This is a genomic window from Caballeronia sp. LZ016 (genome assembly GCF_031450805.1).
In the GTDB taxonomy this organism is placed as follows: domain Bacteria; phylum Pseudomonadota; class Gammaproteobacteria; order Burkholderiales; family Burkholderiaceae; genus Caballeronia.
Window position 1 is genome coordinate 1,197,091 of record NZ_JARTVY010000001.1, and the last position, 14,828, is coordinate 1,211,918.

At 63.7% G+C, this 14,828-nt stretch carries 14 protein-coding genes; 4 read left to right on the plus strand and 10 right to left on the minus strand.

Annotation, left to right across the window (positions count from 1 at the left end):
• Nucleotides 1–288 precede the first annotated feature (288 nt).
• Nucleotides 289–1,881 (plus strand): APC family permease, encoded by a 1,593-nt coding sequence (locus P9220_RS05775; RefSeq protein ID WP_309763964.1) that lies wholly within the window; start codon nt 289–291, stop codon nt 1,879–1,881.
• Between the two features lie 67 nt (nt 1,882–1,948).
• Here the strand turns inward: P9220_RS05775 and P9220_RS05780 are convergent, their stop codons facing one another.
• The 7 genes from P9220_RS05780 to P9220_RS05810 all read right to left on the minus strand — a co-directional run bounded on the left by P9220_RS05780 (nt 1,949) and on the right by P9220_RS05810 (nt 8,126).
• The gene (locus P9220_RS05780) at nt 1,949–2,734 is read right to left on the minus strand and encodes a class III extradiol ring-cleavage dioxygenase (RefSeq protein ID WP_309763965.1); all 786 of its coding nucleotides are present in this window, start codon (nt 2,732–2,734) and stop codon (nt 1,949–1,951) included.
• Between the two features lie 96 nt (nt 2,735–2,830).
• Nucleotides 2,831–3,430: a UbiX family flavin prenyltransferase gene (locus P9220_RS05785; protein ID WP_309763966.1), complete on the minus strand. Its 600-nt coding sequence runs from the start codon at nt 3,428–3,430 to the stop codon at nt 2,831–2,833.
• Between the two features lie 22 nt (nt 3,431–3,452).
• The gene (gene grxD / locus P9220_RS05790; protein WP_035970186.1) at nt 3,453–3,764 is read right to left on the minus strand and encodes a Grx4 family monothiol glutaredoxin; all 312 of its coding nucleotides are present in this window, start codon (nt 3,762–3,764) and stop codon (nt 3,453–3,455) included.
• Nucleotides 3,765–3,845: 81 nt separating this feature from the next.
• Nucleotides 3,846–4,673 (minus strand): peptide chain release factor N(5)-glutamine methyltransferase, encoded by an 828-nt coding sequence (prmC, locus tag P9220_RS05795; protein WP_309763967.1) that lies wholly within the window; start codon nt 4,671–4,673, stop codon nt 3,846–3,848.
• Nucleotides 4,670–5,752, minus strand: coding sequence for a peptide chain release factor 1 (prfA, locus tag P9220_RS05800; RefSeq protein WP_309763968.1), 1,083 nt, complete (start codon nt 5,750–5,752; stop codon nt 4,670–4,672). Before prfA ends, prmC begins: the two co-directional genes overlap by 4 nt.
• Before the next feature lie 95 nt (nt 5,753–5,847).
• Nucleotides 5,848–7,143 carry a glutamyl-tRNA reductase gene (hemA, locus tag P9220_RS05805; RefSeq protein ID WP_309763969.1) on the minus strand — a complete coding sequence of 432 codons (1,296 nt, stop codon included), beginning with the start codon at nt 7,141–7,143 and terminating at the stop codon, nt 5,848–5,850.
• 170 nt (nt 7,144–7,313) lie between these two features.
• Nucleotides 7,314–8,126 carry a galactosyltransferase-related protein gene (locus P9220_RS05810; RefSeq protein ID WP_309763970.1) on the minus strand — a complete coding sequence of 271 codons (813 nt, stop codon included), beginning with the start codon at nt 8,124–8,126 and terminating at the stop codon, nt 7,314–7,316.
• Between the two features lie 298 nt (nt 8,127–8,424).
• Here P9220_RS05810 and P9220_RS05815 point away from each other — a divergent pair, with 298 nt between their 5' ends.
• The 3 genes from P9220_RS05815 to P9220_RS05825 are packed head-to-tail and all read left to right on the plus strand — an operon-like array spanning nt 8,425 to nt 11,219.
• Entirely contained in the window at nt 8,425–8,697 is a 273-nt protein-coding gene (locus tag P9220_RS05815; RefSeq protein WP_309763971.1) for a hypothetical protein, read from the plus strand.
• A 46-nt stretch (nt 8,698–8,743) separates the two neighbouring features.
• Nucleotides 8,744–10,573, plus strand: coding sequence for an aminopeptidase P family protein (locus P9220_RS05820; protein ID WP_309763972.1), 1,830 nt, complete (start codon nt 8,744–8,746; stop codon nt 10,571–10,573).
• Between the two features lie 22 nt (nt 10,574–10,595).
• Complete coding sequence (locus P9220_RS05825) at nt 10,596–11,219, plus strand: HAD family phosphatase (protein ID WP_309763973.1); 624 nt, start codon at nt 10,596–10,598, stop codon at nt 11,217–11,219.
• A gap of 20 nt (nt 11,220–11,239) precedes the next feature.
• On the opposite strand, the gene P9220_RS05830 is transcribed toward P9220_RS05825, so the two are convergent.
• The 3 genes from P9220_RS05830 to P9220_RS05840 all read right to left on the minus strand — a co-directional run bounded on the left by P9220_RS05830 (nt 11,240) and on the right by P9220_RS05840 (nt 14,666).
• Nucleotides 11,240–12,364, minus strand: coding sequence for a DUF748 domain-containing protein (locus tag P9220_RS05830; RefSeq protein ID WP_309763974.1), 1,125 nt, complete (start codon nt 12,362–12,364; stop codon nt 11,240–11,242).
• A gap of 139 nt (nt 12,365–12,503) precedes the next feature.
• Nucleotides 12,504–14,171 (minus strand): energy-dependent translational throttle protein EttA, encoded by a 1,668-nt coding sequence (ettA, locus tag P9220_RS05835; protein ID WP_309763975.1) that lies wholly within the window; start codon nt 14,169–14,171, stop codon nt 12,504–12,506.
• Nucleotides 14,172–14,330: 159 nt separating this feature from the next.
• On the minus strand, nt 14,331–14,666 hold the full coding sequence (locus P9220_RS05840; protein WP_309763976.1) for a DUF3761 domain-containing protein: 336 nt from the start codon (nt 14,664–14,666) through the stop codon (nt 14,331–14,333).
• Between the last annotated feature and the right edge of the window lie 162 nt (nt 14,667–14,828).

Below are 14,828 nucleotides of genomic sequence, written 5' to 3' on the forward strand. Positions count from 1 at the left end.
CGCGGTCAAATAATATCCGACAACGCTGAGGGGGTTTTTGAGACAGTCCCCGAGCGCTCGCCCATATCCCGGTTCGTCGCTGGACTTTCGTCAGATGGTCTCCGAAAAAAGGTGTTTCCTGACAGCCTTGCACTGCATTAGAAAGGTGCAACCGTTAAACTACGCGCCTTCGTTAAGAAGAGTTGCACCAGCGTCGCTGGATCGCCGGATCGGTTGCCGGCATCCCGGCGGATGCGGCCGCTTAGCCGTGTTCGACTCGCGTGCGACGCGAGACATTGGAGAAGGATAGTGAAGAGTTCGATTCAAAGAAATATCGGGCCGTGGGCGCTGATGCTGACCGGTCTTGGGTCCATCATCGGTTCCGGGTGGCTGTTCGGAGCGTGGAAAGCATCGCAGATCGCCGGGCCCGCCGCGATTTGCGCCTGGGTGATCGGCGCGGTCGTCATCCTGGCTATCGCGCTGACCTACGCGGAACTGGGCGCCATGTTCCCGGAGTCCGGTGGCATGGTGCGCTACGCGCGCTACTCGCACGGCGCACTCGTCGGCTTTATCGCGGCGTGGGCCAACTGGATCGCGATCGTTTCCGTCATTCCGATCGAAGCGGAGGCGTCGATCCAGTACATGAGCACGTGGCCCTACGAATGGGCGCACGAGCTGTTCGTCAACGACACGCTGACGACGAGCGGCCTCGCGCTGTCCGCGTTGCTCGTCATCATTTACTTCATGCTGAACTACTGGGGCGTGAAGGTCTTCGCGCGCGCGAACACCGCCATCACGATCTTCAAGTTCCTGATTCCGGGCGCGACCATCGCCGGCCTCGTCTTCTCCGGCTTCCATGCCGAGAACTTCGGCACCGTGTCGAACTTCGCGCCGTACGGCTGGCCCGCAGTGCTGACAGCCGTCGCGACGAGCGGCATCGTGTTCAGCTTCAACGGCTTCCAGAGCCCGGTGAACCTGGCCGGTGAAGCGCGTCATCCGGCGCGCAGCGTGCCGTTCGCGGTCGTCGGATCGATTCTGATCGCGCTCGTGATCTACGTGCTGCTGCAAGTCGCGTACATCGGCGCGGTGAACCCGAACGACGTGGCGCTCGGCTGGAAGCACTTCCACTTCGCGTCGCCGTTCGCGGAACTGGCCATCGCGCTGAACCTGAACTGGCTGGCCGTCCTGCTTTACATCGACGCCTTTGTCAGCCCGAGCGGCACCGGCACGACTTATATGGCGACGACCACCCGCATGATCTACGCGATGGAGCGCAACAACACGATGCCGAAGATGTTCGGCAACGTGCATCCGTTCTACGGCGTGCCGCGTCAGGCGATGTGGTTCAACCTGATCGTCTCGTTCATCTTCATGTTCTTCTTCCGTGGCTGGGGCACGCTCGCCGCGGTCATCTCGGTGGCGACGGTCATTTCCTACCTGACCGGCCCGATCAGCCTGATGGCGCTGCGCCGCTCGGCGCCCGACCTGGATCGTCCGCTGACGCTGCCGCTGATGGGCGTGATCGCGCCGTTCGCGTTCGTGTGCGCGTCGCTCGTGCTGTACTGGGCGAAGTGGCCGCTGACGGGCGAGATCATTCTGCTGATGGTCGTCGCGCTGCCCGTGTACTTCTACTATCAGGGCAAGACGGGCTTTGCCGGCTGGAGCCGCGATCTCAAGGCGGCATGGTGGCTGATCGGCTATCTCCCGTCGATGGCGGTGATGTCGCTCGTCGGCAGCAAGGAATTCGGCGGAAGCGGGCTTCTTCCGTACGGCTGGGACATGGCCTGCGTGGCCGTGCTTTCGCTGATCTTCTATTACTGGGGCGTGCACACCGGGTATCGCACCGATTACCTCGATGAACGCGAGAGCCGCGACGACATTCTTCACGAAGTCGGCGCGTAAATCTCCGCTGCAATAGAACGAAGCCCGCCCGAGCGATCCGGCGGGCTTCTTCGTTTTGCGGCCCGAATCAGGCGTCCGCGAACACGTAGTTGGTCATCGCGAGGGCGCGCTGGAAAGTCCCGAGCGACTGAATCCCGAGCCGATAATCGTCCGACGCCGCACCGAGCGCGCCGAAGACCGGCAACAGATGCTCGTCCGTGGGATGCATCAGTGCCGCGTGCGGCGCGCGGGCGCGATAGTCGAGGAGGGCGTCGATATCGCGGGCGGCGAGCCGGGATTCGAACCAGTCGGTGAATTCGACGACGCGCGGATCGGCATCTTCGGGGCGCGCGCTGAAATCGGCCATGCGCAGGTTGTGCGTGATCTGCCCCGAACCGACGATCATCACGCCGTCGTCACGCAATTCGCGCAGCGCACGGCCGACGCGAAAGTGATGCGCGGCGTCCAGACGCGGTTGAATCGACAGTTGCGCGACGGGAACGTCCGCGTCGGGGAACATGAGCAGCAGCGGCACCCACGCGCCATGATCGAGCCCGTGAACCGTGGTCGCGCTCGCGATGCCGTGCTCGCCGAGCATCGCGGCGGCGCGTTTGGCGACATCCGGCGCGCCCGGCGCGGGATAGCGCAGTTCGTATAGCGCACGCGGAAATCCGTAGAAGTCGTGGATGGTGTCCGGGCGCTCCGCGATGCTCGCAGCCGGCTCCGCCGTGTTCCAGTGCGCGGACAACGTCAGAATCGCCCGTGGACGCGGCAGCGTCGCGGCGAGCGAGGCGAAACCGGCGGACGGCATCGATGGATCGATCGGCAGCGTCGGCGCGCCGTGCGAAATGAAGACAGTGGGCAGTCGGCTCATGGCGTCAATCCGAAAGTGATGCCATGCAATGTACGTCTTGCCACGGCGGTGATAAAGCGCACCGCTGGTAACGGATTATGTCCCGCCAGTTCGCAATCAGTCCACTTCGCCGCGCAGCCCTTGCCACGCAGCGGCGACCGATTGCGAAACGCCGAACAGGTCGATGACGCGCGCCACCGTGTGATCGACCATTTCGTCGATGCTCGCGGGCTTGTGATAGAACGCCGGCAGCGGCGGAAAGATCACGCCGCCCATTTCCGTCACGGCCGTCATGTTGCGCAGGTGCGCGAGGTTGAACGGCGTTTCGCGCACGAGCAGCACGAGCCGGCGACGCTCCTTGAGCACGACATCGGCGGCGCGGGTGATGAGGTTATCGGAGAGGCCGTGCGCAATGCTGGCGAGCGTGCGCATCGAGCAGGGTGCGACGATCATCCCGTCCGTCGCGAACGACCCGGACGCGATGCTCGCGCCGACATCGCGCACGTTGTGGACGACATCGGCGAGGGCGTGGACAGCGGATTTATCGAGTTCGAGTTCGTGCTGAATGTTCAGCCAGCCCGAGGCGGAGACGAGCAGATGCGTCTCGACGTTCGGCAATCGGCGCAGCGTCTCGAGCAGACGCACGCCGTAGATGGCGCCCGTTGCGCCGGTGATCGCGACGATGAGCCGTCGCTTCACGGCAGCGGGCGCATTCACTTCCAGCGGCTTCTGATGCGGCTCACGCAGCGGCGAACAGCTGCTGCAGTTCGCCTGACTGGTACATCTCCATCATGATGTCCGATCCGCCGATGAACTCGCCCTTTACATAGAGCTGCGGAATGGTCGGCCAGTTGGAGAATTCCTTGATGCCCTGGCGGATGCCTTCGTCTTCGAGGACGTTGACCGTCATGATCTGATCGACGCCGCACGCCTTCAGCACTTGAATGGCGCGGCCGGAGAAGCCGCACATCGGGAATTGCGCCGTGCCTTTCATGAAAAGGACGACCGGGTTTTGATCGACGATCTGCTTGATGCGTTCTTGCGTATCCATGGCGTTCCTGCGCTGTAATGTCGGTTGGACTCAGGTCTCGAAATGATAGCGGATTTCGCCCGCGCGGTTCGGTGCCCGCCTTCAGACGATGAACGTTCCGCCGCTCGTGCGTTCGATGCCCGCGAGGTCGCGCAGCGAACGAACATCGGTGAAGCCGCGTGCTGCGAGCAAATGGCGCACGGCGTCGGCCTGATCGTAGCCGTGCTCGATCCACAGCACGCCGTTGGGCGCGAGCAGCAACGGCGCTGTCTCGACGATGACGCGTATCGCAGAAAGGCCGTCGGCGTCGTCGGTGAGCGCGCCGCGCGGCTCGAACCGCAAGTCGCCTTGCGTCAGATGCGGATCGTCGCTGGCGATGTAGGGCGGGTTGCTCACGATGGCTTCGAAGCGCAGCGACCGGTCGATTTGCGCGGTCCAGTCGCTCTCGATGAACGTCACCGTGCGCGCCGGATCGAGCAGATTCCGCGCATTGCGCCGGGCGACGTCCAGCGCGGCGGGCGAGCGGTCGACGGCCCAGACGCGCGCATCGGGCCGGGCGTGAGCGATTGAAATTGCGATGGCCCCGGTGCCGGTGCCGAGGTCGAGCACGCGCGCGTTCGGCGTCCCGGCGATGGCGTCGAGCGCCGTTTCCACGAGGAGTTCGGTTTCCGGGCGAGGAATCAGCACGTCCGGCGAGACTTCGAATTCCAGACCGAAGAACTCGCGCTTGCCGGTCAGTTGCGCAATCGGCTCGCCGTTCAGGCGCCGCTGCGCCAGCGCCTCAAAGCGTTGCACGGCTTGCGGATCGAGCGGTTCGTCGTCGCGCGTGATGAGTTCCGTGCGCCGCCAGCCGAGCACATGTGTCAGCAGCACGCGTGTTTCCAGCGCGGGCAGCGACGAAGCGCGCTCCAATTGCGCGACCGTCGTCACTCGGCGTCCCCGAGCGCCGCGAGCTGCTCCGCCTGATGCTCGGAAACGAGCGCGCTGATCAGTTCGTCGAGATCGCCGTCCATGATGTATTCGAGCTTGTAGAGCGTGAGATTGATACGGTGATCCGTCATGCGCCCTTGCGGGAAGTTATAGGTGCGGATGCGTTCGGACCGGTCGCCCGAACCGATCAGGCTCTTGCGCGTTGCGGCTTCCTTCGCGTGCTGCTCGTGATACTGCTTGTCCTTGATGCGCGCGGCGAGCACTTTGAGCGCGCGATCCTTGTTCTTGTGCTGCGAGCGGTCGTCCTGACATTCGACGACGATGCCCGTCGGCAAGTGCGTCACGCGCACGGCCGAGTCCGTCTTGTTGATGTGCTGCCCGCCCGCGCCCGATGCACGGAACGTGTCGATGCGCAAATCCGCCGGATTGATCACGACTTCGCTGATTTCATCGGCTTCCGGCATCACGGCGACGGTACACGCCGACGTATGGATGCGTCCCTGCGTTTCGGTCGCCGGCACGCGCTGCACGCGGTGGCCGCCCGATTCGAACTTGAGCCGCGAATACGCGCCCTGACCCGCAAGCCGCACGATTACTTCCTTGTAGCCGCCGAGGTCGGACACGCTTTCGGACATCGTTTCGGCGGTCCAGCGGTTGCGTTCCGCGTAACGCAGATACATGCGCAGCAGATCGCCCGCGAACAACGCGGATTCGTCGCCGCCGGTGCCCGCGCGAATTTCGATGAAGATGTTGCGGTCGTCGTTCGGATCTTTCGGCAGCAGCATCGTCTGCAAGTCGCCTTCGATCTTCGCCATGCGCTCGCGCGCCTCGCCGATTTCCTCTTCGGCGAAATCGCGCATCGACGGATCGGAGAGCAGCTCTTGCGCGGTGGCTTCGTCGTTGAGCGCCTGACGCCAGAGCGCGTACTGATCGACGATCGGGCTGATTTCCGCGTGTTCGCGCGTGAGCTTGCGATACTGGTCCATATCGGACGTCACGTCTTCGCGGCTCAGCAGTTCATTGAGATCGACCTGCCGTTTTGCAAGCTGGTCGAGCTTGCTTTGCATGCTCGTTTTCATCGGGCGGGGATGGAGCGCTCGCTCCAGGAAAGACTGCAATCGGGCGCTGCCGCGCGCTTCGCGCGGAGCATTCGGGAATAGCAAACGGGACGCCGCTAACGGTCCGACGATTCGGACGACGATCCGTGGCGGTAGAAGCCGCTCATCAGGTCGATGAGCTGGTCGCGCTCCTCACGGCTCGCGCGGTTAAGCGCATGCGTGGGGCCGTGAATGAGCTTGTTCGTGAGCGATTGCGACAGCGCTTCGAGCACGGCGGCGGGGTCGTCGCCGCGCGCGAGCAGCTTGCGCGCGCGTTCGACTTCGGCGCGACGCAACGCATCCGCTTGCGTGTGCATGTGACGGATGACCGGCACGATGCTGCGCGCATCGAGCCACTGCATGAAATTCGCGACGCGCGTCTCGATGATGGCCTCGGCCTGCGCGACGGCAGCCTGCCGCGACGCATTGCCTTCGCGAACGATCGCGCCGAGGTCATCGACGGTATAGAGGAAGACGTCTTGCAGATTGCCGACTTCCGGCTCGATGTCGCGCGGCACGGCGAGATCGACCATGAAGATGGGCCGATGCCGGCGCGCCTTCACCGCGCGCTCGACCGCGCCGAGGCCGATGATCGGCAGCGTCGACGCCGTGCACGACACGATGATGTCGAACTCGTGCATGCGCGCGGGTAAGTCGGACAGCGGAATGGCCCGCCCATTGAAGCGTTCGGCGAGCTTCTCGCCGCGCTCGGCGGTGCGATTCGCGACGACGAGTTCACGCGGGCTCTGCGCGGCGAAGTGCGTCGCGCAGAGTTCGATCATTTCCCCCGCGCCGATGAAGAGCACGCGCTGGCTCGACACGTTCTCGAAGATGCGCTGCGCAAGCCTGACGGCGGCGGCGGCCATCGATACCGACTGCGCGCCGATTTCGGTGGTGGAGCGCACTTCCTTCGCGACCGCGAACGTGCGCTGGAACAACTGGTTCAGGTAGGTGCCGAGCGCGCCGGCTTCCGACGCCGTCCGCACGGCGTCCTTCATCTGGCCGACGATCTGCGTTTCGCCGAGGACCATGGAATCCAGTCCCGACGCGACGCGGAACGCGTGGCGTACCGCCTCCGATTGCGGCAGCGCATAGACGTGCGGCGCGAGCTCGGAAACGGGCAGATTGTGGTACTGCGACAGCCAGTGGACGGCGGCTTCGCGCGCGGCGGTGTCGTCGGTGGCGCAGTAGAGTTCGGTGCGGTTGCAGGTCGACAGGATGGCCGCTTCCGGCGATGCCTTGACCTTCGGGCCGAGCCAGACATCCTTCAATGCGGACAAAGCCGGCTTGATCTGTTCGAGCGGAAACGCCACGCGTTCGCGCAGAGCGACAGGCGCAGTGTGGTGGTTGATCCCGATCGTGAGGAGCTGCATGTAATTATGCGTGTGGCCTAAGCCGTTGGCCTTTCAGATAGCCCAATATTATAGCGTTTTACGAATCCCTTCATTTATACGCGGCATTCGGGGAGCGATCCGGCACCGCCGCGCGGCGTATGCGGCCAAAGCTGCTTTCGCCCGGCGCGGCAATCGACCGCACCGTGCGGTCAGGCGAAATACTTCGCAAGCTCCGCTGCTCGCGCTTCGAGTTTCGGCAGCGGCATATCGCGCGTTTCGGCTGCGGCTTGCCGGTTGCGTTCGGCGGCAATCAGCGCGTCGCGCCGGGAGGTGGAGTCGTGGTGAAGGTGGAAGAGCGCGGCGCGCGGTTCCTGAATGGAATGCCAGCGCACCCCGAGCCGGATGGCGCGGCTGAGAAAATCGTCGTCCTCGCCGCCCCAACCGGTGTATCGCGGATCGTATCCCCCAACGCGTACATAATCCGCGCGCTTGATGAGTACGATTGCGCCCGGCGTATTCTCGTACAGCATTTCCATTGCTTCCGGTAACGCTGTTTCCAGATACGGTTCGAATAACGCGTAATTGCCGGCGTCGATGAAATCTTTTCGAAGCGCGTTCGTGACGTTAAACACGCGCAGGAACGGGCACAATGCATCGCTGGATACGCCATTTTTAATTGCGTGAATGCAAAGCGGCAGATATTCGGGATTCGCAATCTTATCCGCATCGTGGAAACAGATCACCTCTCCCGTGCATAAGCGTGCGCCAAGGTTGCACAGTTTCGCTTTGGGAAAAGGGCCGTCGTCGTGAACGAAGACATGGCGGATTTTTTCATCGCCGAGGCCGGACCAGTGGAACGTCGGCGTGGCGTCGGCTTCCATCAGGTAGAGCGTGTAATCTGAATACGTCAGGTTCAAATGGCGGAGCACGCCGCGAAGATTTTCGCGCCGTTCCTGCGTCGAGCCGCGATAGGTCATGATCATCTCAAGACCGTGAAGGGAAATCAGCTTTTTTTCGCTCATGCGTCGCATCCGGGTAAAGCGAAGTCGAAAGAGTATGCCGCCAGACATATGATTGCCGGGCATATTTGCTCGGTGCACTTTATTAGACGCTAATCATTGACTGGCGATAGTGAAATCGAGTGTAACACTTGGGCATTGCGCCGATCTTAAGGATATTCTCAGTAGTCTTTGAGACAGTACAGCGTCTTATTCGCTTTTCGGGCCGCTTGCCATCGCTAACCTGGCCCCCTAAACTCATTCGTTTCGCCCCGGCGCCCTGCGCCGTTTCTGAATCGAAGCCAAATGGAGCGGCCGCCCGATGAGTTGGATCGGCATGATTTTTCTAGGCGCGGTTATCGGCGCGGCGGGTTGGTGGCTCCATCCGCTGCGGCGCGCCGGACGTGTCGGGCAGGGCGCGGCAGGCCGCATATGGACCGCTGTCATTGCAGGCGTGCTGGCGGCCGTCATCGCGCGCATGTTCGGCAACGTCGTCGGTGTCTATCACGATGGCGATACCCTCGAGTGGTTCGCCTGCACGCTGTTCGCGCTGGTCGTCGTCACCGCGACCGTCGCACTGGCGGCGCGCCGCTGAAATCTCCCCAACATCGCATCCATCCGGCATTCAAGGCAGGTCACTCATGAACGATCGCGTTGCACATTCCGCCACCCCCGACGCAGCCACATTCGCGCACCGCGTCGAGACCTTGCGCCGCCGCCTGGCCGCGGACCGGTTCGACGCGGTGCTCGTCCCGTCCGCCGATCCGCACCTGTCCGAGTATTTGCCGGAACGCTGGCAGGCGCGTCAGTGGCTGTCGGGTTTCACCGGCTCGGTCGGCACGCTCGTCGTGACGCAGGATTTCGCGGGCGTCTGGGTCGATAGCCGCTATTGGACGCAGGCGGAGACGCAACTCGCCGGGACCGGCATCGTCTTGATGAAGATGATGGGCGGGCAGCAGACCGCGCCGCACGTCGAATGGCTCGCGGAAAACGTGCCGTCGGGCGGCGTCGTCGTGGTCGATGGCGCGGTGCTCGGCGTCGCGGCGGCGCGCGCACTCGGCGATGCGCTCACCGCGCGAGGCATCGCGCTGCGCACGGATGTCGACGTGCTCGACGCAGTCTGGCCCGATCGCCCAGGCCTGCCGGACGCACCCGTGTACGAGCACGCCGCGCCGCACGCGAGCGTCGCCCGCGCCGACAAGCTCGCGAAGATCCGCGAGGCGATGCGTGCGAAAGACGCGCAGTGGCACTTCATCTCGACGCTCGACGACCTCGCGTGGCTCTTCAACCTGCGCGGCGGCGACGTGAGCTACAACCCGGTGTTCGTCGCGCATGCGCTCGTCGGTCTCGACGACGCCACGATTTTCGTCGCCGAGGGCAAGGTGCCGGACTCGCTGAAAGAGACGCTTTCGCGCGATGGCGTGCGCGTCGCGCCGTACGCGAGCGCGCCCGATGCGCTCGCCGCGTTGCCTGCCGGCGCGACGCTGCTGATCGATCCGCGCCGCATCACACATGGCCTGCTGGAGAAGGCGCCGTCCGGCGTGAAGATCGTCGAGACGGTGAATCCGTCGACGTTCGAGAAGTCGCGCAAGACGCCCGCCGAAGCCGAACACATTCGCTCGACGATGGAGCAGGACGGCGCCGCGCTCGCCGAATTTTTCGCGTGGTTCGAAGAAGCGCTGGGCCGTGAGCGCATCACGGAACTGACCATCGACGAAAAACTCACGGCGGCGCGCGCGCGTCGGCCGGGCTTCGTCAGCCTGAGCTTCGCGACGATCGCGGGCTTCAACGCGAACGGCGCGATGCCTCACTACCGCGCGACCGACGCGTCGCATTCGGTGATCGAAGGCAACGGGCTGCTTCTGATCGATTCCGGCGGGCAATATGTCAGCGGCACGACGGACATCACCCGCGTGGTGCCCATCGGCGAAATCACGGCGGAGCACAAGCGCGATTTCACGATCGTGCTGAAGGGCACCATGGCGCTGTCTCGCGCTCGTTTCCCGCGCGGCATCCGCTCGCCCATGCTCGATTCGATCGCGCGCGCGCCGATCTGGGAAGCGGGCGCGGACTACGGACACGGCACGGGCCACGGCGTCGGCTACTTTCTGAACGTGCACGAAGGACCACAAGTCATTTCCCACTACGCGCCCGCCGAGGCGTGGACGGCGATGGAAGAGGGCATGATCACGTCGATCGAGCCGGGGATTTATCGGCCGGGCAAGTGGGGCATTCGGATCGAAAATCTGGTGATGAACGAGAGCGCCGGCAAGAGCGAGTTCGGCGATTTCCTGTCGTTCGAAACGCTGACGCTTTGCCCGATCGATACGCGCTGCATCGACCTTTCGCTGTTGCGCGACGACGAGCGCGCGTGGCTCAACGCGTATCACGAGACGGTGCGGCGGCGCGTGTCGCCGCATGTCGAGGGGGCGGCGAAGGCGTGGCTCGAGAAGCGGACGCAGGCGATCTGACACAGACAGGGAGCGACCAACGATGACCATCAAAGCAGTCGTATTCGATTTCGGCGGCGTGCTGATCGACTGGGACCGGGAGTATCTCTACCGGCAACTGATTCCGAACGAGACCGAGCGCCGCTGGTTTCTCGATAACGTCTGCAAGATGGATTGGGTCGTCCAGCAAGACGGCGGACAGAGCACCGAGGAAGGCACCGCCGAGCTCGTCGCGCTGTACCCGGAGCACGAAGCGCTGATTCGCGCGTTCTATGCGCGCTGGCATGAGATGGTGGCCGGCGTGCTGCAGGAGGGCGTGGCGCTGGTCGACCGTCTGGATGCGGCAGGCGTGCCGCTGTTCGGGCTGACGAACTGGTCAGCCGAGACGTTCCCCTACGCGTGGGAGCGCTTTGATGTGCTGCGCCGCTTCCGGGAAATCGTCGTGTCGGGACGCGTCGGCCTCGTCAAGCCGGATCCGCAAATCTTCGCGTTGATGCGCGCGGAAATCGAGAAGCATCTGCCGGGCGTCGAACCGCAAGAACTCGTGTTCATCGACGATAACCTGAAGAACGCGGAAGCCGCGACCGCGCTCGGCTGGCACGGCGTTCATTACACCGGCGCGCTCCATACGGAATCGAAGCTGCGCGCGCTGAACCTGCCCATCTGACAGCACGCGAACGGCACGCGCTACTGCGAGAGCAGATTCTTCAGCGCGTTGCCGATGCCCCGCACCGTATCGCCTGCGCCTTTCGCGACGCCTTCGGCGCTCACGCCCAGCGCCTTCGCGAACCCGGCCGCGAGCTTCCTGGACAGGCTCTCCGAGAGCGAGAATGTCGGATCGCGCAGATCCCCCTCGAGCACGAAATCGAGCTTGATCTCGTCCTTGCGATCTTTCAGCGCGGCGATGGCGGCTTTCGTCGGTATCGAGAGAAAGGTGTCGAGCGGACCGGCGCCGTCGCTGATCTGCAGGTGATTCAGCGTCAGAGAGCCGGGCGCGTGAATGCGGTAGTCGCGCACGCTGGCGTCGATCGTCATGTCGATGGTGCCGCCCGTCACTGCCGCCTTCGCGCCGGCTTTCTTCAGCAGGTAAGGATCGAGCGTCGAAATGTCGACGCTGCGCAGCGTCGCGCGCGTCTGCGAATCCTTGCTGGCGATCACCATCCAGCCGCCCCACGATACCGTGCCCGTGTGCGACGGACCTTTGATGGAGCCGGTCATCGAAAGGGACGTGCGTTCGGCGAGCGCCGGCAGATGCAGATGATCGATGGTCGCGCGTGCGTCGCTGATGAGCACCCGATACGGCGGCTGCTGAACCGATGCATCGAAGAATTCCATCGCGCCGCGTTCGAACGACACGCGGTCGATCAGCTTTTCTTCCTGCGCGGGGCGGGCGGTTTTGTCGGCGGGGCTGGCGTCGGCGGTGCGCGCGGTTTCCTTGAGACCGGGGAGGATGAGCACGCGGCCATCGGCGGCGCGCACGATCGACAGATAGTAGTTGTCGACGCTGACATTGCGCAGATGCACGCGATTCGACAGCGCCGCGCGCATATCGACATCGAGGACGATGCGCTCGGCGCGCATCGCGTCGGACGCCGGCCAGTCGTTCGGGCCGCGCAGCCGCACCCGCGTGAGCGTCACCTGGCCGAAGCCGACATCGATCTCGTCGACGGAACCGTTCGGCCCGAGCGTCTCGCGGATGCGCTCTTTCATCTGATGGGCGATGAAGAACCATCCGCCGATCGCCACGACGACGATCGCAATGACGATCCCCACTGCCCATCGCGCTCCCCGCCGCGCGCCCGATGCCGCCATGTGTTGCGTCTCCCCGTGCTAGCTCGTCGATTGGCGAAAGCCGCCGCGCAAAGAAAAAATGGCGACGTGCCCGAGACAGTCGCCATTTTTGTGCTTGATGTCCGTGCGCGCGCCCGCATTGAGCGCACTCCGGCGCCGGTCAGCGCGTGATCGGCTTGTAGCGCAGGCGCTTGGGTTTCGCGCCTTCTTCGCCGAGGCGCTTGCGCTTGTCGGCCTCGTACTCCTGGTAGTTGCCGTCGAAGAACTCGACGTGCGATTCGCCTTCGAACGCGAGAATGTGCGTGGCGATCCGGTCGAGGAACCAGCGGTCGTGCGAAATCACCATGACCGAGCCGGCGAATTCGAGCAGCGCGTCTTCGAGCGCGCGCAGCGTTTCGACGTCGAGGTCGTTCGACGGTTCGTCGAGCAGCAGCACGTTGCCGCCCGCGATCAGTGTCTTCGCGAGATGCAGACGTCCGCGCTCACCGCCCGACAGGTTGCCGACGAGCTTTTGCTGGTCGCTGCCTTTGAAATTGAAGCGGCCGATGTAGGCGCGCGACGGCGTTTCGTACTTGCCGACGGTGAGCACGTCGGCGCCGCCGGAGATTTCCTCGAAGACGGTCTTGTCGGCTGCGAGCGCGTCGCGGCTTTGATCGACATAGGCGAGCTTGACGGTCGGTCCCTTGATGATTTCGCCCGAATCCGGCTGCTCCTTGCCGGTCAGCATGCGGAACAAGGTGGACTTGCCCGCGCCGTTCGGCCCGATGATGCCGACGATCGCGCCGGCCGGAATCTTCATGCTGAGGTTGTCGATCAGCAGCCGATCGCCATACGCCTTGCTGACGTTCTTGAACTCGATGACTTCGTTGCCGAGCCGATCGCCGACAGGAATGAAGATTTCCTGCGTTTCGTTGCGCTTCTGATATTCCTGGCTGTTCAGTTCCTCGAAGCGTGCGATACGCGCCTTCGATTTCGCCTGACGTCCCTTCGGATTCTGGCGCACCCATTCGAGTTCTTTCTTGATGGCCTTTTGACGCGCGGATTCGCTCGCCTCTTCCTGCTTCAGGCGGTCTTCCTTCTGGTCGAGCCAGCTCGAATAATTGCCCTTCCACGGGATGCCGTGGCCGCGGTCGAGTTCCAGAATCCATTCCGCGGCGTTGTCGAGGAAGTAGCGATCGTGCGTGACTGCGACGACGGTGCCGGGGTAGCGTGTGAGGAACTGCTCGAGCCATTCGACGGATTCGGCGTCGAGGTGGTTGGTCGGTTCGTCGAGCAGCAGCATGTCGGGCTTTTGCAGCAGCAGCTTGCAGAGCGCGACGCGGCGTTTTTCGCCGCCCGAAAGATGTTCGATCTTCGCGTCCCAGGCGGGCAGGCGCAGCGCGTCGGCGGCGACTTCGAGTTGTTGCTCGGGGCTGCCGCCGTCGCTCGTGGCGAGGATGGCTTCGTATTTCGCCTGTTCGGCGGCGAGCTTGTCGAAGTCGGCGTCGGGTTCGGCGTAGGCGGCGTAGATTTCGTCGAGTTTCTTTTGAGCCTGGAAGACATCGCCGAGACCTTCCTCGACGGCCTGACGCACGGTCTGCTGCGGGTCGAGCTGCGGCTCCTGCGGCAGGTAGCCGATGTTGAGGTTCGGCATCGGCTGGGCTTCGCCTTCGATGTCCTTATCGACGCCGGCCATGATGCGGATGAGCGTCGACTTGCCGGAACCGTTCAGCCCGAGCAGGCCGATTTTCGCGCCGGGGAAGAACGAGAGCGAGATGTCTTTCAGGATCTGACGCTTCGGCGGGACGATCTTGCCGACGCGGTTCATGGTGAAGACGTATTGGGCCATGTGGATTGTCTGTGATCGTTTGAAGATGCGAACGCCGTGCGCGGGCGGCGCGTGAACCGGCGTTCGATGGATTCGTTCGCGCGGGATGGTGCGCGTGCCCGCTTCGCTGAACGGGGCGCGGCGGGGTCGTGTGTCATTGTACTTCGGGCTTGAGTCGGGTTATTGCCAGCCGTATCGCCCGCCATATTGCCACCGCGCGACGCCGCCGTGCCGCGAGCATGTGCCGCTGTGATGGCGGCTGAAGCTGTAGGTCCCGTCGCGACACTGGGCGCTCGCGCCTTCGGGGACGACGCCGGAGCGCGAGCGGGCGGGGGAGTGGATGATGTTGCCGTCGCGGTTCTTGTAGTGGCCGTGGTTGTCGAGGTCGGATTCGTTCGGTTGCTGCTGGTACGTGCCGTTGTAGTAGGCGTGGGCTGGAACGTGGGGTAAGACGCCGGTTGCCAGCGCGAGCGCGCAACCTAGCAGGAACGTGCGGATGCTTCTATGTCTCTTCATTTTGTTTTGGCCTCTCATTGTTCTTATCGGCGATCGTTCGCCATGCGCCGCTCATGAAAAAAGCGGAGTGCCATTTTTCAGGCGCTCCGCTTCTAGAAGCAAGGTGTTGTGACGACTCTTGACGCTTCTATCGATTCGTCGGTTTGCTACATGACGCTTCGT

Coding starts and splice junctions, on each gene's coding strand:
- P9220_RS05780 (WP_309763965.1), bottom strand. CDS start 2,734: ATGAGCCGACTGCCCACTGTCTTCATTTCGCACGGCGCGCCGACGCTG.
- grxD (WP_035970186.1), bottom strand. CDS start 3,764: ATGGATACGCAAGAACGCATCAAGCAGATCGTCGATCAAAACCCGGTC.
- prfA (WP_309763968.1), bottom strand. CDS start 5,752: ATGAAAACGAGCATGCAAAGCAAGCTCGACCAGCTTGCAAAACGGCAG.
- hemA (WP_309763969.1), bottom strand. CDS start 7,143: ATGCAGCTCCTCACGATCGGGATCAACCACCACACTGCGCCTGTCGCT.
- P9220_RS05810 (WP_309763970.1), bottom strand. CDS start 8,126: ATGAGCGAAAAAAAGCTGATTTCCCTTCACGGTCTTGAGATGATCATG.
- P9220_RS05815 (WP_309763971.1), top strand. CDS start 8,425: ATGAGTTGGATCGGCATGATTTTTCTAGGCGCGGTTATCGGCGCGGCG.
- P9220_RS05820 (WP_309763972.1), top strand. CDS start 8,744: ATGAACGATCGCGTTGCACATTCCGCCACCCCCGACGCAGCCACATTC.
- P9220_RS05825 (WP_309763973.1), top strand. CDS start 10,596: ATGACCATCAAAGCAGTCGTATTCGATTTCGGCGGCGTGCTGATCGAC.
- P9220_RS05830 (WP_309763974.1), bottom strand. CDS start 12,364: ATGGCGGCATCGGGCGCGCGGCGGGGAGCGCGATGGGCAGTGGGGATC.
- ettA (WP_309763975.1), bottom strand. CDS start 14,171: ATGGCCCAATACGTCTTCACCATGAACCGCGTCGGCAAGATCGTCCCG.
- P9220_RS05840 (WP_309763976.1), bottom strand. CDS start 14,666: ATGAAGAGACATAGAAGCATCCGCACGTTCCTGCTAGGTTGCGCGCTC.